This is a genomic window from Dechloromonas sp. TW-R-39-2, assembly GCF_016864195.1.
Taxonomy (GTDB): domain Bacteria; phylum Pseudomonadota; class Gammaproteobacteria; order Burkholderiales; family Rhodocyclaceae; genus Azonexus.
Genome location: NZ_CP045202.1, coordinates 176,136 through 193,657, shown reverse-complemented (window position 1 = coordinate 193,657; position 17,522 = coordinate 176,136). Strand labels below are relative to the sequence as shown.

Here is a 17,522-nt window from a genome sequence, read left to right as displayed (position 1 = left end):
TGGCAAATGGCAGTCCGAATCAAAGCATAACGCCATTGGTCTGGCAGCGGAACGGGCTGCGACAACTTATTGCTGAATTGCGATAGCCTGTGTCGGGCAGGCAGCGACGCAGGCGCCGCAGCCGCTACATTGTTCGTGATCGATTTCCGGTAAGGGGCTGCCGCCGAGGCGTGGCTGGAAGCGGATGGCACGCGCATCACAGAAGTCGCCGCAAACACGGCATTCAACCCCCTTGTGGGGCAGGCAGGCAGGACTGATGACAGCCTTGTACGGCCAAGGCGAGGTCTGGGTTTCGGGGTTCAGTGCCTTGGGCTGGCAGGCACGGGCGCAGTCGCCGCAGAAGGTACATTCGCCGCGCTTGAAATCGACGCTCGGGTAGCCGCCGTCGCCTGCAATCAGAATGGCTTCCGGGCAGGCGCCCAGGCAATCGTTGCAGCGGGTGCAGGCATCGATGAAAGCGGCTTCAGCGAGCGCCCAGGGCGGGCGGATTTCGGCCTTCGGGCGCGGTCGACCGCGAAAGAAGCCGCGCCGCGCCAGATCGACCATGGCTTACTTGCCTTGCTTCATCTTGTCGATTCCGCTACGCAGCATCTGGTCGATTTCAGAGCCCGGCTCGACTTGCGGCAGCAACTGCTCCCAGTAAGCGATGCCTTTCTTGTTTTCACCGGCTTCCATGGCGGCGGCACCGGCCAGGAACAGCGAGTGCGCATGCTTGGGGTCGAGCTTCAGGGCGCGCTGGACGAGTTCGATCGGCTTGCCCTTGAGGCCCTTGCCGTTGGCCATGGCGACGGTTTCGGCATAGTTGGCGAGCAAATCCGGGTCTTCGTTGACCAGCGTTTCAGCCTTGCTGAAAGCCTGTACGGCTTCGTCGTAGCGTCCCATCGTCTTGTACGAGCGTGCCAGCATCAGCCAGCCTTTCAGGTCACCCGGATTGGCCTGCATCCGCTCGGCCAGTTTGCCGACCATGGCGTTGATCTGTTCCGGCGTCATCGGTGGCTGGGCGACGGTCTGTGTCGGGTCGAGCGCCTTGGTGTTGCCGAGAATGCCGTAGCCGGCCAGGGACAGAATGGGCAGCAGCACCAGGATGGCAATCGCCAGCTTGCGGCTGGGCGCATGGCTGGTTTGCGGTGTCGGCAGATCGGCTGGTGCGACTTCTTCCAGCAGGCGGCGCTGCAATTCGCGGTGGGCCTGGTCAAAATCGCTGGCCGACAGCGTGCCTTCGGTTTTTTCCCGTTCGAGCTCGGCCAGTTGATCCCGGAAAATATTGAGATTGAGTGCCTTGCGTTCGCTCTCGGTTGATTTCGGTGCGCGCAGGCCGAGCCAGAGCGGTGGCAGGATGAAGGCCGCAACAACGACGATAAGCAGTGTGGCGAAAATGGCGAACTGGGTCATTTTTGATCGATTTCCTTGAGCAGCGCCTCGGCGCGGCTGGCTTCGGCAGCCGACAGCGGCTTGTCCTCGGCGTTAATCCGGCTGGCACGGCGGCGCAGATAGTTGCGCAGTGCCAGGATGCCGAACAGCATCAGGGCAATCGGGCCGCCCCAGAGCAGCAGCGTAATGCCCTTGACTGGCGGGCGGTAGAGGACGAAATCGCCATAGCGGGTGACCATGAAGTCGACAATTTCCTTATCCGACTTGCCATCCTTGATCATGCTGCGAACTTCGCGGCGCAGATCCTGCGCCAGTTCGGCATTGGAGTCGGCGATGGTCTGGTTCTGGCAGACCAGGCAGCGGAGTTCTTCGGAAAGTTTTTGCAGACGCTTTTCGGCCACCGGATCGGCGGCCAGCGCAGCTTCATTGGCTGCCGAGGCAAGGGCGGCGGTCGACCCGATGAAATGGGCAAAAACGAAAGCGGCAATCAGTGCGCGGAGGTTCATTTATTCAACTCGGCAAGCAGTGGCATGATTTTCTTGCCGAGAATTTCAGGCGTGATCGGGCCGGTGTGTTTCATGCGGATGACGCCAGCCTTGTCGATGACGTAGGTTTCCGGCACGCCATAAACGCCGTAGTCGATGCCGACGCGTCCGTCGAGGTCCATGACCGTCAGCTTGTACGGGTCGCCGTGGTCGGCCAGCCATTTGTTGGCCCGCTGGAAGGCGAGTTTTTTCTCTTCATCGGCCGGCATCTTGCTCATGTCGAAACCGCCATCGCCGCGAACTTCCTTGTAGTTCAGGCCGATCAGCGGCACGTCCACTTTTTTCGAGAATTCAACCAGGATCGGATGTTCGGCCCGGCAGGAAACGCACCACGAGGCCCAGACGTTGAGCAGCCAGACCTTGCCCTGCATGTCCTTCGGGCTGAGCGTCGTTTCAGGCTTGGCCAGCACATTCAGGCTGAACGCCGGGGCAGGCTTGCCGACCAGCGGCGATGGTACATCGCGCGGATTGAGCCCCAGACCGACGGCGAGCAGGGCGACGAGGGCGGCAAAGCCGCCGAGAATCCAGAAATAACGGTTCATGCTTGTTGAGTTCCTGCTGGAGTTTGAGCGGGAGATGCCACCCGCGATTTGGCGCGGTAACGGCGGTCGAGCATGGCTAGCAGGCCACCGAGTGCCATCAGCACACAGCCGCCCCAGATCCAGTCGACAAAGGGTTTGTAATAAACGCGAACGGCCCAGGCACCTTCCGGCTTGTCGCGGTCGATGGGTTCGCCGAGCGACACATAGACATCGCGCAGGAAGCCGGCATCGATCGATGCCTCGGTCATCGGCATCTGGGACGAATGGTAATTGCGCTTTTCCGGATTCATTTTGCGCTGGAAACGACCGTCGACCGCAAGATCGAAGTCACCCTGCGCGGCCACGTAATTCGGGCCTTCAACCGCCTTCACGCCGTTGAAGGTAAAGCTGTAACCAGCCACCTGAACGGTGTCGCCGGCTTCCATCTTGACGTCTTTTTCATCCTGGAAGCTGCTGACCATGGTGACGCCGACGACAAAGACAGCGATCCCGATATGGGCCAGATGCATGCCGAAGAAGCTGCGTGGCTGCTTGAACGATGCCGTCAGGAAGCTTTGCTGGCCGCGGGTATGCTGGACGCGCTGGGCGAAATTGAGCCCGGCGGTAAAGACGATCCAGGCGGCAAGCAGCAGGCCCAGCGCGGTCAACGCGCTCCACTGACCATAAACCAAGGGCAGGGCGATGGCGACGACGACAGCAGCGAGGAAGGCCCAGCGCACGGTGCGGATGATTTCAGGGACGGAGGCTTCCTTCCAGCGGGCGAAGGGGCCAATACCCATCAGGAAGAGCAATGGCGTCATGACCGGGACGAAGACCGCATTGAAATACGGTGGGCCAACTGAAATCTTGCCGACGCCGAGTGCATCGATCAGCAGCGGATAGAGCGTGCCGAGCAGCACGGTGGCGCAGGCGACGGCGAGCAGCACGTTGTTGGTGAGCAGCAGCGATTCACGCGAAACCAGGCCAAAACGCCCACCCAGACCAACCTTCGGGGCGCGCCAGGCAAACAGGGCGAGCGACGAGCCGATTACGGCGACGAGGAAAATCAGGATGAAAATGCCGCGCCGTGGGTCGGTCGCAAAAGCATGCACCGAAGTCAGGACGCCAGAGCGGACCAGGAAGGTACCGAGCAGCGACAGCGAAAAAGCCGAAATGGCGAGCAGAACGGTCCAGTTTTTGAAACTGCCGCGTTTTTCGGTGACTGCCAGCGAGTGCACCAGGGCGGTACCGACCAGCCACGGCATGAACGAGGCATTTTCGACCGGATCCCAGAACCACCAGCCGCCCCAGCCCAGTTCGTAATAGGCCCACCACGAACCCATGGCGATGCCGAGGGTCAGGAAACACCAGGCGGCGGTCGTCCAGGGGCGCGACCAGCGGGCCCAGGCGGCGTCGAGCTGGCCGGAAAGCAGTGCAGCGATGGCAAAGGCGAAAGCGACGGAGAAGCCAACGTAACCCATGTAGAGCAGTGGCGGATGGATGACCAGCCCGAAATCCTGCAACAGCGGGTTCAGGTCGCGCCCTTCCGCAGCGCCCGGCAGCAGGCGGTCGAACGGATTCGAGGTGATCAGGATAAACAGCAGGAAACCGAATGAAACCAGACCGAGGGTGCCGAGCACGCGGGCAACCATGGTTTCCGGCAACTGGGCCGACAGCAGGCGGACGGCAAAGGCCCACCAGGCGAGCATCAGCATCCACAGCAACAGGGAACCTTCGTGGCCACCCCAGACGGCAGCAACGCGATATTGCAGCGGCAGCAGCGAATTCGAGTGCTGGGCGACGTAGACCACGGAAAAGTCGTTGGTGATGAAAGCCTGCATCAGGCAGGCGAAGGAGAAGGTGACGAGCAGGGCCAGTGCCGAGGTGGCCGGGCGGGCGACGGCCACCCAGGTCATGTGGTTCTGGTGGGCGCCGACCAACGGCAGGATGCCGAGAATCAGGGCGACGAGCGCTGCGAGGATCAGCGCGAAATTACCGATTTCTGGAATCATGCTCAGTAACCCGTTCCTGTTTTTGCCGGTGCACCGGTTGTTTCGGCCGCTTTTTTGTCGGCTGCGCGGTTGCCTGCGTCATTGACTGCCTTGGCGGCTTCCGGCGGCATGTAGTTTTCATCGTGCTTGGCCAGCACTTCATTGGCTACGAAGATGCCTTCGGCGGTCATCTTGCCCTGGGCGACAGCACCTTTGCCCTCCTTGAACAGGTCGGGAAGGATGCCCTTGTAGTTCACCGTGATGTCCTTTTCAGTGTCGGTCATGATGAAGGCGATTGTCACACCATCGGCCTGGCGCTTGATGCTACCTTCCTTGACCAGCCCGCCGATGCGGAAAACCTTGCCCTGCGGTGCCTTGCCGGCGGCCACATCGGTCGGCGAAATGTAGAGCGCGATATTGCTGTTCAGCGCGTTCAGGACCAGTGCGGCGATGATGCCGATGATGGCCAGGGCGCCGCCGATCAGGGCGAGTTTCTTGTGACGGGATTTCATGAGGCGATGTTCCTAGATTCGGCGCGCAACTGGCGCTTGAGGCGAGCAATGGTGTTCTTTCGATGGCGCACGACGGCAATCGGTTCAATCGCCATGATGGCGGCGGTCAGGCCGAAGGAGCCCCAGACGTAAAAGCCGTAGCCGCCCATGGCGATAAAGTCGGAAAAACTGTTCCAGTAGATCATTTTTCGTCTCCGGCCAGCGCCGCCTTGACCCAGTCGGTGTGGCGTTCGCGCTCGAGCATGATGGTCCGGACGCGCATCAGCGCGACGGCAATCGAATACATCCAGAAACACAGGGCCATCAGCAGCATGCCCCAGAGCATGGTTTCAGCCATCGACGACTTGGTCATGTTGATGCTCGATCCCTGGTGCAGCGTGTTCCACCATTTGACTGAGAAATAGATGATCGGGATATTGACCACGCCAACCAGCAGCAACAGGCCGCCGGCCTTGTCGGCCCGACGCTGGTCGTCGATTGCCGCGGTCAACGCCATGTAACCGATATAAAGGAAGAGCAGGATCAGTTCGGAGGTCAGGCGCGCATCCCACACCCACCACGCACCCCACATCGGCTTGCCCCACAGCGCGCCGGTCCATAGCGAGAGGAAGGCCATCAGCGCCCCGGTTGGCGCCAGCGCCTGGGCCATCATGCCCGACAAGCGGGTATTGAAGGCCAGCCCGATGGCTGCCCAGAAGGCCATGACCAGGTAGATGAACATCGACATCCAGGACGCCGGGACGTGGATGAAAATGATCCGGTAGCCTTCGCCTTGCTGGAAGTCGGTCGGTGCGACGAGCATGCCGAGCCATAGCCCGGCCAGCCCGAAGACGACTGAAATGGCGATGAACCAGGGAATCAGTGCCCCGGCCAGCGGATAAAAGGTGGCCGGTGAGGCAAAGCGATAGAGATTGAAGCGATCTTTCATTCGAGGGCGATCTTCAAGGCAGCGGCCGTCGCCCAGGGGGCGAAGCCGAGTGACGCAAAAGTAAGGGCGGCGAGCAGGGACAGGTGACCTTCTCCCCCGAGTCCGGTCACCGTAGCGTCCACTGCGCCCGCGCCGAATATTAGCACTGGAATGTAGAGCGGGAGGACAAGCAGGGAAAGCAGTACGCCACCACCGCGCAAACCGAGGGTCAGCGCCGCGCCGATGGCGCCGATGCCGGAGAGCGCCGGGGTGCCGAGCAGGATGGCGCCGGTCAGGACGATGAGCGCATCGCCGGAGAGGTCAAACTGGATACCGAGGACGGGGGCGATCAGCGCCAGCGGCAGGCCGGAAACCAGCCAGTGAGCGATCACTTTGCCGGTCACGACTAGCCCGAGCGGGTGTGGGGCCAGCGCCAGTTGTTCAAGCGTGCCATCGCGGTGGTCGTCGGCGAACAGGCGCGGCAGCGACAGCATCGTAGCGAGCAACGCAGCGACCCACAGCACGCCTGGGGCGAGTTTGCGCAACAGATCGGGTTCGGGGCCAACTCCGAGTGGGAACAGGCTGACGACGATGACGAAGAAGAACAACGCTGAAACGATGTCCGCCTGTCGCCGCATGGCCAGTTTGAGATCGCGGCCAATCACCGCAGTAACGATCTTCAGCATCAGCAATCCATTAACCGAGGCGCAATTCGCGAACCTGCCCGGCCGGAATGCTGACCAGCTGGTGCGTTGTCATGACCGCCAGCCCGCCGCGCTGGAGGTGGCCGGAAATGATGCCGGCCAGCCAGTCGACCGCAGCAACATCGAGCGCCACAAACGGCTCGTCGAGAATCCACAGGGGGCGTTTTTCGGTGACCAGGCGAGCCAGTGCGACCCGGCGTTTCTGGCCTTGCGAAAGATATTTGCAGGCAAGGTCTTCGCGTCCGGCCAGCCCGACTTGCTCCAGTGCGTCGAGAGCATCGTCTTCGGACAGCGTTGTGTCGGCCAGGCTCGCTGCCGCGAGCAGGTTTTCAAGCGGCGTCAATTCTTCCTTGATGGCGTTCAGATGGCCGAGGTAGCAGAGATCGGCACGAAAATCGTCACTGCCGATCGGCTTGCCCTGCCAGCGGATTTCCCCGGCTTCCGGTGGCAGCAGGCCGATCAGCATGCGCAACAGACTGGTCTTGCCGGCCCCGTTTTTGCCTTGCAGATAAAGCAGTTCGCCGGCCTCCAGGCGAAACCCGACGCCTGAAAACAGGCGGCGTTCGCCACGTACGCATTCGAGGTTGTCTGCTTCAAGCATCAAGGGAAAAAACCGAAAGAATTCAGGCGCAAATTATGAACGCGCCAGTGTACCGACAGATTGATGATCATCAAACAAAAAGGGCAAGAAAAACGGGGGCCGTAGCCCCCGTTGTTTCTCTGTTGGCGTTTTATTTTTTTTCAAACGGCGTCGGACGCGGGGTGGTGTCCGACGATGGTGGCAGGATCGGCATCTTGAAACTTGGCTGATCACCGGTCAGTGTCTTGAGGAAGGCCACGACCTTGGCGTTTTCTTCGGCGGTGAATTTTTTGCCAAGCTGCAGGCGAGCCATCGTATCGACGGCTTCTGGCAGGGTATTGGCCGCACCGTCGTGGAAGTACGGATAGGTCATTTCGACGTTGCGCAAGGTGGGAACCTTGAAGTTGAACCGGTCGGCATCCTTGCCGGTCACGGCAGAGCGACCTTCGGCCGGGCTGGAAGCCTTGTAGGCTTCGACCACGCCCATTTTCTGGAATGAGTTGCCGCCAACGGCCGGACCATTGTGGCAGGCGATACAGCCGCTATCCTTGAACAGCTTGTAGCCTTCCTGTTCATTCTTGCTCAGGGCTTTCTTGTCGCCTTTCAGCCATTTGTCGAAGCGTGAATTCGGGGTGACCAGGGTTTCCTCGAAGGCGGCGATGGCTTTGGTCACTTTTTCGATGTCGACCGCATCATTGCCAAATGCTTTCTTGAATTCGGCAACGTAGCCAGGGATCGACTGCAGGACGTTGATCGCCAGCGTGTGGGTGAATGCCATTTCGCCTGGATTGGCGATCGGCCCACCGGCTTGTGCCTTGAGGTCGGCGGCGCGGCCATCCCAGAACTGAGCAACATTCAGGCTGGAGTTGAGGACGGTGGGTGCATTGATCGGACCCTCCTGCCAGTTGTGGCCGATCGAGGTCTTGATATTGTCGGTGCCGCCCATCGACAGGTTGTGACAGGAATTGCAGGAAATGAAGCCGGATTTCGACAGTCGCGGATCGAAATAGAGCTTTTTGCCCAGTTCGACAAGTGCCGGGTTGCTGATCTTGGCAGGGTTAATCGGCTGGATGGGTTCCTGATTGGCCGCTAGAGCGCCATGACTGGTGACAGCTCCCAACAGCATGGCAATAGTGGCAGCAAGCAGTGTGCGTTTCATGTTTTTCTCCCTGAGTGAAATAAACCGGTCCGCGCATTCTCACCTTTGTGCCTGTGTTAATATTGATCCAAGTCAATGATTTTTATGGATTTTTGTTATAGTGCCTATAGGTATTCCCTATAGTAAGAAGGGGTTTTAGCTCCCGGCGAATATTTTTGGAGAGCAGTTAATGACACTGACCGAGTTGCGATACATCGTCGCGCTGGCACAGGAGAGCAATTTCAGCCGGGCAGCCGAACGTTGTTCGGTGAGCCAGCCCACACTCAGTGTGGCCATCGCCCGCCTCGAGGATGAATTGGGCGTTCAGCTCTTTGAGCGTGGCAAGGGATTCGTCAGCCCGAGTGTGGTTGGCCTGAAAGTGATCGAGCAAGCCCAGAGAGCCCTCGCCGAGGCAGAAAAGGTGCGCCAGATTGCAACGCATGGACGCAATCAACTGGAAGGTGCCTTGCGCCTGGGCGTGATTCATACGATTGGTCCTTACCTGTTGCCGCAATTGATTCATTCGCTCAAAACAGTGGCACCGGATATGCCGCTGGCGATCGAGGAAAACATGACTGCGACGCTGGCCGAGATGTTGCGTGACAACGAGCTGGATGTCGTGATCATCGCCTTGCCGTTCGATGTTTCAGGGATATTGACCCGGCCGATTTACGATGAAGCGTTCAAGGTCATTGTGCCTCGTGGTCATGCCTGGGAAAGCAAGCAGTGCATCAGTCCGGAGGAGGTGGCGGGAGACGAGGTTTTATTGCTCAAGGCAGGCAATTGTTTCCGCGATCAAGTGCTCGACAGTTGTCCGCAGGTGAGCAGTCCGGAAACCGATATCCGGCTCGGCCATTCCATCGGCACTATCCGCTGCATGGTGGCTTCCGGGCTGGGGGTGTCGGTGCTGCCCGATGGTGCACTGCTTAATCCCTACAGTAATGACATGATTTCAGTCATTCCATTCAAGGAACCGGCGCCATCGCGTCGCATCGCATTGGCCTGGCGGGTCGGATTTGTCCGGCCGAAGGCGATTGATGCTTTGCTTTCGGCCGTGGCCGCACTGAATACCCCAGCCTATCGTCTACTGGTCTGATCGGCGATCAGTACCTCGGCCTGGATTTGTTCGATATGTTCGACAAATCGCGCGCTGGCTGCTTCGAGCTCTAGCAGGAGTTTTTCGCTACCTTCGCTCGATCCTGCGTCATGCAGCGCAATTAATTCCTGGCCGAGTTGATGGATTCGCGTATGAATGTTTTCGATCGAAGAAAAGCAGTCGACCGCAGCATAGCGTTTGCTTTCCTCGCTGTAGAACCAGCGCCCCAAACGACACTGATGCGTATCTTTTGGGGGCATCCTGGCGGCATCGTTCGGTGTGCTGAGGTAAGTGTAGAGCGAGCGCTTCCAGCGCTTGTGGTCGACTTCGGCGATCAGCAGCGGCAAGTCGTCGCGCGACCAGCGAAACGCCGTGGCGGAACTCCACAGGGCATCCGGCTGGAAGTGACGCACCCAGTCGGGGAGTTGCTCGGCGGGCATCGGGCGGGCGATGCCGAAACCTTGCGCCAGATCGCAACCGAGCAGCAGCAGAACCAAACCATGTTCTACCGTTTCCACCCCTTCGGCGATCACTTCGCGCTGAAAGGCCTTGGTCAGTCCGATGACGCCTTCGACGATGGCCAGGTCGTCGGGGTCATCCAGCATGTCGCGGACGAAGGACTGGTCGATCTTGAGAACATCGGCCGGCAGGCGCCGGAAGTAGGTCAGTGATGAATAGCCGGTGCCAAAGTCGTCCAGCGAGAAACTGACGCCGAGGCGTCGGCAGGTGGCGAACAGCTCGGCGGCATGCCCGATGTCTTCAAGCGCAGCCGTTTCGAGGACTTCAAGTTCCAGCCGATGCGGCTGAATGTTGGGGTGTGCGGCGAGCAATTCGCTCAGGCGGCGGGCAAAGCTCGGGCTTTGCAAATGGTTGCCGGCAATGTTGACGCTGACTTTGATGTCGAGCGATTGCTTGCGCCAGCGCTCAAGCTGGCGCAAGGCTTCCTGGATCACCCAGTCGCCGAGCTCGATGGCCAGTTCGCTGCCTTCGATGGCGGGGAGGAACTGGCCGGGTGCGAGCAGGCCGCGTTCGGGATGCTGCCAGCGAATCAGGGCCTCGACGCCGACGACACGCCCTTCGCGCATGTTTACCTTGGGCTGGTAGTGCAGCACGAATTCGTTATTGACCATGCCCTGGCAAATGGCAGCGATTTCGTCACGCCGCACGCGGGCACGCCGGTCGTTTTCCGGGTCGAACAAGTGGTAGCGATTGCGGCCGGCCTGCTTGGCGGCGTACATCGCCTGGTCGGCGTGGCGCAGCAGCGTGTCCGAATCGGCGCCATCTTCCGGGTAGAGCGTGACGCCGATACTGGCCGATATCGTCACGGCATGATTGCTGATGATGAACGGCTGGGTCAGTGCGGCAATGATCCGGGCGATTGCGTGGTCGCATTCATGCACGTCTTCGAGGCCAGCCAGGAGCAGGACAAATTCGTCGCCACCCAGTCGGGACACCGTATCACCGGCCCGGACGCAGATTTTCAGGCGTTGCGCCACCTCGATCAGCAGACGGTCGCCGGTGGCGTGGCCGTAGGCGTCGTTGACCGGTTTGAAATTGTCGAGGTCGAGATAGCAGACGGCCAGCGTCTTGCCGCTGCGCTCGGTCTGGGCCATCGCCAGTTGCATGCGGTCGCCGAGCAGCATCCGGTTGGGGAGCTGGGTCAGGGCATCGAAGTGGGCTTGGTGTTCGAGACGGCGCTGATGCTCCTTGATCAGCGTGATGTCGGAGAAAATGCCGACAAATTGCGATATTTCGCCATTTCGGTTGCGAACGGTCGAAATGGTCAATTGTTCGACGAAAATCTCACCGGTTTTCTTGCGATTCCAGACCTCGCCGCGCCAGAAGCCTTCCTGGCGAATGGTCTGCCACATTTCCTGATAAAACACCGGATCGTGGTGGCCGGATTTGAGCAGATCGGCTGTCTGGCCGATTGCTTCGTCACGCGCATAGCCGGTCAGCTCGCTGAAAGTCGCATTAACTTCGATGATCTGCCCATGAGCATCGGTGATCATGATGCCTTCGTGGGCGTTGTCGAAAACACTGGCGGCCAGTTTCTGACGCTCTTCTGCCGCCAGACGCTCGCTGATGTTCTGGGAAATGCCGAACAACGCCGGCTGGCTATTCCAGTAGCCCTGCGTAATCCGGGTTTCGACGATGATTTCATGCCCGTCGACGTGCAGAATCGGCAAGGTGCAGGTCGAACGCGTGCCGCTGATCATGTCCTCGACCATTTTTCCGGCCATTTCATGTGCTTCGGCCGGGTGGACCGCGGTAACCGGTTGACCACGCAAGGCATCCGGGCCGTAGCCCAGGTTTTCTGCCACCGAGCGGTTGTAGTGCAGGATGCGGCCCTGCATGTCGAAAATCAAAATATAGTCGGCCAGGGTGTCGAACAGGCCATTCAGATTCTGCTGGAGGCGTTGGGCTTCTTCCTGGGCTTGCAGGCGGGAAAGCGTCTGGCTGAAGTTGCCGGCCAGGGTTTCCAGGGCCAGCAAGGTTGCATGGGTGATTTGTCGTGTCCGGTGCCCGGCCAGATTCAGGCAGGCAACCGGCTGGCCGGCAACGGCGATGGGCAGGATGACCAGGCAGCGCAGTCCTTCGCCCTGCATTAGCGGGCTATTGATCAGTTCGGTGTTGTTGCAGTGCTCGCAGGCGGGGGTGCAGTTGCAGACCGGTTTGCCATCCTGGACGATACCGGCTTGCGGTGAGTCGCCAGCAATTTCGCCGACCTGGGCAATGAACTCGGGCGATAGCCCTTCGTGAGCCACAAGATGGTAGCGGCCATCCGGCTGGCGCCAGTAAATCCCGCCCGAATCGAGCTCAGGAAAACGCAGGGCCGCATGCAGGATGGTGGCCAGGACTTCTTCTCGCGCCATGCCGGCAGCCAGGGCCAAGGCCAGATCATGTTCGATATCGAGGCGCAATTTGGCGTTTTTGCGCTCGCTGATGTCCTGAATCGAGATGATCAGTGCCTTACGACCGAAATAGGTGCCGGCATGCAGGTGGGCTTCGACCGGAAATATTTTGCCGGCAGCGTTCTGCCCCCAGAATTCGAGCAACCGGGGCCGGCCGGAAAAAGCTTCGCTGACTTGTGCTTTCATGACCTCCGGATTATTCAGGCCGGTGGCGCCGAATTCGCTGTAGTGCTTGCCGTGCAGATAGTCCCGGGTGTGGCCCGAGAGGCGTTCGGCACCGAGGTTGGCGTCAAGAAAGCAGCCATCTTCGGACTGGATGAAAATGGCTTCACTGATGCTGTCGAAAATTCCCCGGAAAGTTTCCAGGCTTTCCTGCAGATTGTCGGTGTTGCGCTGATTGGTCAGGACCAGCGCCGCCAACTGGCTGGCCTGGTTGAGCTGATTCAGGTCCTGTTCGCTCGGTGTGGCGGGATTTTTCTGATAACAGGCAAAAGTGCCGAGCAATTCGCCTTGCGGTCCGATGATCGGGTCTGACCAGCAGGCGGAGAAGTCACCGAGTTGTGCCAGGTGAAGGCAGGGTTGCCACAGCGGATCGTTGTGTACGTTGCTGACGATGGTTTGTTGGCGCCGGTAGGCTGCCGTGCCGCAGGAGCCGACGCCTTCGGCAACGGGAATGCGTCCGGTGGCGGCAATGTAGTCGTCCGGCAGGCGAGGCGAGGCGCCGTGAAAAAGATGCTGGCCATCTTTTTCGGCCAGCAGAATCGAGCACATCCAGGCTGGGTTCTCAGCTTCGATCGAAAGAATCAGCAATTCGAGAATGCCAATCAGCGGTTCGCCGCGAATCAGGCCGGCGAGCGTTGCATTGCGCAGCAGCATGGCTTCATCGCTGCGCTTGCGGGCAGAAATGTCCTGGGCGAAGCCGACCGTGCCGAGCAGCGTGCCGTTGTCGCCGAATACCGGCGCCTTGAATGTCTCGTGCCAGATCTGCAAACCATGCTTGATGACGGGTTCGAGCACGGTTTTTTGCTGCCGGGTTTGCATCACTTCCGCATCGTCGGCACGGTAGCGATCAGCCAGCTCTATAGGCGAAAAATCAGTGTCGCGCTTGCCGATCAGTGCATTGACCGAGTCGAGTTCGAGGGCCTCGGCCAAAGCGCGATTGGCGGTCAGGAAGCGTGATTCCGTGTCTTTCAGCCAGACCAGGAAGGGAAAGTTGTCGAGCAGGGCGCGCTGGTAGCGTTCATTGCGCAGCGACTGTTCGACGGCAGCATCCCGCGAACGCATCAAGGCCATGCGTTCGGCCATGGCATCGTCGAGCAGGTCAAGTTCGAGCGGGCGCATCAAGGTGTGTTCGGACAACAGCCCGGATACCTGGCCGCCGCGGTCGACGACCACCAGATGCCGAATTCTGTGTTCGACCATGCGTTCGGCGGCATCGGCCAGCGAAGAGGTTTCTTCGACCGTGACGACCGGCTGGGTCATCACGCTGCCCAGTTCGGGATTGAAGTTGGCACCCAGAAAAAGCCGGACGACGTCGCGCTCGGTGACGATGCCGAGCGGCTTGCGTCCATCGACCACGACCACGCAGGTGGCGCGGACGGCGGCCATGGCGGAAATGGCGTCGTCGAGGCGGGTGGTGGCTGGCAGGCGCGGGAAGGTCCGCTCCATCAATGTGTCGACATCGTTCAGATGGCGAAAGAAGTCGGGCCCCAGGTGATGGCGGAAATCGGTTTCAGACGCGACGCCAAGCGGCTTTCCGTCCTTGTCGATGACGACCAGGTGGCGGATGCCGAGCTGGCTCGCTTCGCGATATGCGTGACGAAAATCCATCTCAGCCGGAACAGTGTGTACGGGCGCGGTCATGACTTCCTGCACCGCCTGGTCAAGCGTGCGATGCTGGCGCATGGCCTGCATCATGTCGCCTTCGGTGACGATGCCGTGTACCCCTTCGGCATCGACCACGATGACCGATGAAATACGTAACTCGACCATCAGCGCAGCCGCCTCGCCAAGGCTGGCGTGCAGGGCCACCTGGGCTGTGTGCGGGGTGATCAGGTCGACTATTCGGGGCATCTGTTTTTCCTTGGCTCGGCCAATTTTAAGGCTGGATGATGCCTTGGCGCTGATTGAAGTCAATACGTCATCAGAATGTGTCGACAGTCGCTATGGAAGCTTTCTTTTCACAGGTGGATGCTCTGTGTTCGTTTGCTGTCTCTCCAGATCCTGCCGGCCGTCAGTCCAAAGACAACAAGAGCCTTGATTTGTTTCGTTTAGTTGTGCATCTGATGAAGCTGGCACAGGCCTTGCACCGTGTTGTCCACTTCACGCTACACAAAAATGGGGGAGTCACAAGTGAGCGAGACATTCTACGAAGTGCTGCGTCGCCAGGGGATTACCCGTCGCAGTTTTCTCAAATTCTGCAGCCTGACTGCCACCTCGCTGGGGCTGGGTAGTGCCGCCGCGCCAACCATCGCCCATGCGCTGGAAACCAAGCCGCGCACGCCGGTGTTGTGGCTGCACGGCCTGGAATGCACCTGCTGCTCCGAATCCTTCATCCGCTCGGCGCATCCGCTGACCAAGGATGTCGTGCTCTCGATGCTGTCGCTCGATTACGACGACACGCTGATGGCCGCCGCCGGCCACCAGGCCGAGGCGATCCTCGACGAGGTCAAGAAGAAGTACAAGGGTAATTACATCGTTGCCGTCGAAGGTAATCCGCCCTTGAACGAAGACGGCATGTTCTGCATCCAGGGCGGTCGCCCCTTCATCGAGAAGCTGCGCGAAACCTGCGCCGATGCCAAGGCCATCATCAGTTGGGGCGCTTGCGCTTCCTACGGCTGTGTCCAGGCTGCCAAGCCGAACCCGACACGCGCCACGCCGGTGCACAAGGTGATCACCGGCAAGCCAATCATCAACGTGCCGGGCTGCCCGCCGATTGCCGAGGTGATGACCGGCGTCGTCACCTACATGCTGACCTTCGACCGCATTCCCGAGCTGGATCGCCAGGGCCGGCCGAAGATGTTCTACGGTCAACGTATCCACGATAAGTGTTATCGCCGCGGCCACTTCGATGCCGGCCAGTTCGCCGAAGCCTGGGATGACGAAGGTTCGCGCAAGGGCTACTGCCTGTACAAAATGGGTTGCAAGGGTCCGACCACCTACAACGCCTGCTCGTCGATGCGCTGGAATGGCGGCGTCAGCTGGCCGGTGCAGTCCGGCCACGGCTGTATCGGTTGTTCGGAAGATGGTTTCTGGGACAAGGGGTCGTTCTACGACCGCGTTACCGACATCAAGGCTTTTGGGGTTGAAGCCAATGCCGATTCGATTGGCAAGGCAGCTGCCGGCACCGTGGGTGCGGCGATTGCTGCCCACGCCGCCGTGACGGCGCTGGCTCGTGCTCGTCAGAAGGCGGGCGAGACTGAAGAACAAAAGGGAGAAAAATAAGATGAGCGCCTACGAAACCCAAGGCTTCAAGGTCGATAACTCCGGCAAACGCGTCGTTGTCGATCCGGTCTGCCGCATCGAAGGTCACATGCGTGTCGAGGTCAATCTCGACAGCGACAACGTGATTCGTAACGCCGTCTCGACCGGTACCATGTGGCGCGGTCTGGAAGTCATCCTCAAGGGCCGCGATCCGCGCGATGCCTGGGCGTTCACCGAGCGCATCTGCGGCGTGTGCACCGGTACCCACGCGCTGACCTCGGTGCGTGCGGTGGAAGATGCGTTGTCGATCAAGATTCCGGAAAACGCCAACACCATCCGTAACCTGATGCAGCTGAATCTTTATATTCATGACCATCTGGTGCATTTCTACCATCTGCATGCGCTCGACTGGGTCGATGTCGTCTCGGCATTGAAAGCTGATCCGAAGGCAACTTCGGCGCTGGCCCAGAGCATTTCCAGCTGGCCGCTGTCGTCACCGGGCTATTTTCGCGACATCCAGAACCGCCTGAAGAAATTCGTCGAATCCGGCCAGCTCGGCCCGTTCATGAACGGTTATTGGGGCAATCCGGCCTACAAGTTGCCGCCGGAAGCCAATCTGATGGCCGTGGCGCATTACCTCGAAGCGCTCGATTTCCAGAAGGAAATCGTCAAGGTGCACACCATTTTCGGCGGCAAGAACCCGCATCCGAACTGGCTGGTCGGCGGCGTACCCTGCGCGATCAACCTCGAAGGCGTCGGTGCCGTCGGGGCGATCAACATGGAGCGCCTGAACCTGGTCAAGAGCATCATCGACCGCTGTACCGAGTTCGTTGAACAGGTCTATGTGCCGGATCTGCTGGCCATCGGTTCCTTCTACAAGGGCTGGGGCTACGGCGGCGGCCTGTCGTCCAAGAACATGCTGTCCTACGGTGATATTCCGCAGATCGCCAATGACTATTCATCCGGTAACCTGCTGTTGCCGCGCGGCGCGATCATCAACGGCAAGCTCGACGAGATTCACCCGGTCGACCTGAAAGACCCGGAGCAGGTGCAGGAATTCGTCGCCCACTCCTGGTACAAATACCCGGACGAAACCAAGGGCCTGCACCCGTTCGATGGTGTCACCGAACCGAGCTTCGTGCTCGGCCCGAACACCAAGGGCACCAAGACCAACATCAAGGAGCTCGACGAAGGCGGCAAGTATTCGTGGATCAAGGCGCCGCGCTGGCGTGGTCATGCCATGGAAGTCGGCTGCCTGCCGCGCATGGTGCTCGGCTATCTGCAACCGAAGCAGTATCCGGAAATCCACGGCCTGGTCGAAGGCGCCCTGAAAAAACTCGACATCCCGGTCACCGCACTGTTCTCGACACTGGGTCGTACGGCGGCACGCGGTCTGGAAACGGCGTACTGCGTCAAGCTGCAGAGCCAGCAATTCGACAAGCTGATGGCCAATCTCAAGGCCGGCGATCTGAACACGGCGAATATCGAGAAGTGGGAACCGAGCACCTGGCCGAAGGAAGCCATGGGCGCAGGTTTCACCGAAGCCCCGCGCGGTGCGCTGGGTCACTGGATCCGCATCAAGGACACCAAGATCGACAACTACCAGTGTGTTGTGCCGACCACCTGGAACGGCGGTCCGCGCGACCACAAGGGCCAGATCGGTGCCTTCGAGGCAGCGCTGATGAACACGCCGGTTGCCAAGGCCGACGAGCCGCTGGAAATCCTGCGTACGCTGCATTCCTTCGATCCCTGCCTGGCCTGCTCGACGCACGTGATGAGCCCGGATGGACAGGAAATGACGACGGTCAAGGTCCGCTGA

15 protein-coding genes are annotated in these 17,522 nt (G+C 60.0%); 3 read left to right on the top strand and 12 right to left on the bottom strand.

From position 1 onward, the window contains the following. Window positions 1-66: 66 nt before the first annotated feature. From napF to GBK02_RS00915, 11 genes are all read right to left on the bottom strand, one after another. The gene (gene napF, locus GBK02_RS00965) at window positions 67-546 is read right to left on the bottom strand and encodes a ferredoxin-type protein NapF (protein ID WP_203467917.1); all 480 of its coding nucleotides are present in this window, start codon (window positions 544-546) and stop codon (window positions 67-69) included. A 3-nt stretch (window positions 547-549) separates the two neighbouring features. Next, window positions 550-1,392 (bottom strand): c-type cytochrome biogenesis protein CcmI, encoded by an 843-nt coding sequence (ccmI, locus tag GBK02_RS00960; protein WP_203467916.1) that lies wholly within the window; start codon window positions 1,390-1,392, stop codon window positions 550-552. Further along, a complete protein-coding gene (locus GBK02_RS00955; protein WP_203467915.1) occupies window positions 1,389-1,877 on the bottom strand; it encodes a cytochrome c-type biogenesis protein in 489 nt (162 codons plus the stop codon). The genes ccmI and GBK02_RS00955 overlap by 4 nt, the downstream gene beginning before the upstream one ends. Continuing rightward, window positions 1,874-2,458, bottom strand: coding sequence for a DsbE family thiol:disulfide interchange protein (locus GBK02_RS00950; RefSeq protein ID WP_203467914.1), 585 nt, complete (start codon window positions 2,456-2,458; stop codon window positions 1,874-1,876). Before GBK02_RS00950 ends, GBK02_RS00955 begins: the two co-directional genes overlap by 4 nt. Next, a complete protein-coding gene (locus GBK02_RS00945; protein WP_203467913.1) occupies window positions 2,455-4,449 on the bottom strand; it encodes a heme lyase CcmF/NrfE family subunit in 1,995 nt (664 codons plus the stop codon). The genes GBK02_RS00950 and GBK02_RS00945 overlap by 4 nt, the downstream gene beginning before the upstream one ends. Before the next feature lie 2 nt (window positions 4,450-4,451). Further along, window positions 4,452-4,940: a cytochrome c maturation protein CcmE gene (gene ccmE, locus GBK02_RS00940; RefSeq protein ID WP_203467912.1), complete on the bottom strand. Its 489-nt coding sequence runs from the start codon at window positions 4,938-4,940 to the stop codon at window positions 4,452-4,454. Next, on the bottom strand, window positions 4,937-5,125 hold the full coding sequence (gene ccmD, locus GBK02_RS00935; RefSeq protein ID WP_203467911.1) for a heme exporter protein CcmD: 189 nt from the start codon (window positions 5,123-5,125) through the stop codon (window positions 4,937-4,939). The genes ccmE and ccmD overlap by 4 nt, the downstream gene beginning before the upstream one ends. After that, window positions 5,122-5,868, bottom strand: coding sequence for a heme ABC transporter permease CcmC (ccmC, locus tag GBK02_RS00930; RefSeq protein WP_203467910.1), 747 nt, complete (start codon window positions 5,866-5,868; stop codon window positions 5,122-5,124). The genes ccmD and ccmC overlap by 4 nt, the downstream gene beginning before the upstream one ends. Next, window positions 5,865-6,533, bottom strand: a complete 669-nt coding sequence (gene ccmB, locus GBK02_RS00925) for a heme exporter protein CcmB (protein WP_203467909.1) — start codon at window positions 6,531-6,533, stop codon at window positions 5,865-5,867. The genes ccmC and ccmB overlap by 4 nt, the downstream gene beginning before the upstream one ends. 10 nt (window positions 6,534-6,543) lie before the next feature. Then, window positions 6,544-7,152 carry a cytochrome c biogenesis heme-transporting ATPase CcmA gene (ccmA, locus tag GBK02_RS00920; RefSeq protein WP_203467908.1) on the bottom strand — a complete coding sequence of 203 codons (609 nt, stop codon included), beginning with the start codon at window positions 7,150-7,152 and terminating at the stop codon, window positions 6,544-6,546. 130 nt (window positions 7,153-7,282) lie between these two features. Next, window positions 7,283-8,257 carry a cytochrome-c peroxidase gene (locus GBK02_RS00915; RefSeq protein ID WP_239003228.1) on the bottom strand — a complete coding sequence of 325 codons (975 nt, stop codon included), beginning with the start codon at window positions 8,255-8,257 and terminating at the stop codon, window positions 7,283-7,285. A 202-nt stretch (window positions 8,258-8,459) separates the two neighbouring features. Between GBK02_RS00915 and GBK02_RS00910 the strand changes: the two genes are divergently transcribed. Continuing rightward, window positions 8,460-9,365, top strand: a complete 906-nt coding sequence (locus tag GBK02_RS00910) for a hydrogen peroxide-inducible genes activator (protein ID WP_203467906.1) — start codon at window positions 8,460-8,462, stop codon at window positions 9,363-9,365. Here the strand turns inward: GBK02_RS00910 and GBK02_RS00905 are convergent. Then, the gene (locus GBK02_RS00905; protein WP_203467905.1) at window positions 9,347-14,353 is read right to left on the bottom strand and encodes an EAL domain-containing protein; all 5,007 of its coding nucleotides are present in this window, start codon (window positions 14,351-14,353) and stop codon (window positions 9,347-9,349) included. The two genes, GBK02_RS00910 and GBK02_RS00905, sit on opposite strands and share 19 nt — an antisense overlap. Window positions 14,354-14,632: 279 nt before the next feature. Here GBK02_RS00905 and GBK02_RS00900 point away from each other — a divergent pair, with 279 nt between their 5' ends. Next, window positions 14,633-15,724 carry a hydrogenase small subunit gene (locus GBK02_RS00900; RefSeq protein ID WP_239003117.1) on the top strand — a complete coding sequence of 364 codons (1,092 nt, stop codon included), beginning with the start codon at window positions 14,633-14,635 and terminating at the stop codon, window positions 15,722-15,724. A 1-nt stretch (window position 15,725) separates the two neighbouring features. After that, on the top strand, window positions 15,726-17,522 hold the full coding sequence (locus GBK02_RS00895; protein ID WP_203467904.1) for a nickel-dependent hydrogenase large subunit: 1,797 nt from the start codon (window positions 15,726-15,728) through the stop codon (window positions 17,520-17,522).

What these genes read in the sequence shown, in the direction of transcription:
- napF (WP_203467917.1), bottom strand. Translation starts at nt 546, where the DNA reads ATGGTCGATCTGGCGCGGCGCGGCTTCTTTCGCGGTCGACCGCGCCCG.
- ccmI (WP_203467916.1), bottom strand. Translation starts at nt 1,392, where the DNA reads ATGACCCAGTTCGCCATTTTCGCCACACTGCTTATCGTCGTTGTTGCG.
- GBK02_RS00955 (WP_203467915.1), bottom strand. Translation starts at nt 1,877, where the DNA reads ATGAACCTCCGCGCACTGATTGCCGCTTTCGTTTTTGCCCATTTCATC.
- GBK02_RS00950 (WP_203467914.1), bottom strand. Translation starts at nt 2,458, where the DNA reads ATGAACCGTTATTTCTGGATTCTCGGCGGCTTTGCCGCCCTCGTCGCC.
- GBK02_RS00945 (WP_203467913.1), bottom strand. Translation starts at nt 4,449, where the DNA reads ATGATTCCAGAAATCGGTAATTTCGCGCTGATCCTCGCAGCGCTCGTC.
- ccmE (WP_203467912.1), bottom strand. Translation starts at nt 4,940, where the DNA reads ATGAAATCCCGTCACAAGAAACTCGCCCTGATCGGCGGCGCCCTGGCC.
- ccmD (WP_203467911.1), bottom strand. Translation starts at nt 5,125, where the DNA reads ATGATCTACTGGAACAGTTTTTCCGACTTTATCGCCATGGGCGGCTAC.
- ccmC (WP_203467910.1), bottom strand. Translation starts at nt 5,868, where the DNA reads ATGAAAGATCGCTTCAATCTCTATCGCTTTGCCTCACCGGCCACCTTT.
- ccmB (WP_203467909.1), bottom strand. Translation starts at nt 6,533, where the DNA reads ATGCTGAAGATCGTTACTGCGGTGATTGGCCGCGATCTCAAACTGGCC.
- ccmA (WP_203467908.1), bottom strand. Translation starts at nt 7,152, where the DNA reads ATGCTTGAAGCAGACAACCTCGAATGCGTACGTGGCGAACGCCGCCTG.
- GBK02_RS00915 (WP_239003228.1), bottom strand. Translation starts at nt 8,257, where the DNA reads ATGCTGTTGGGAGCTGTCACCAGTCATGGCGCTCTAGCGGCCAATCAG.
- GBK02_RS00910 (WP_203467906.1), top strand. Translation starts at nt 8,460, where the DNA reads ATGACACTGACCGAGTTGCGATACATCGTCGCGCTGGCACAGGAGAGC.
- GBK02_RS00905 (WP_203467905.1), bottom strand. Translation starts at nt 14,353, where the DNA reads ATGCCCCGAATAGTCGACCTGATCACCCCGCACACAGCCCAGGTGGCC.
- GBK02_RS00895 (WP_203467904.1), top strand. Translation starts at nt 15,726, where the DNA reads ATGAGCGCCTACGAAACCCAAGGCTTCAAGGTCGATAACTCCGGCAAA.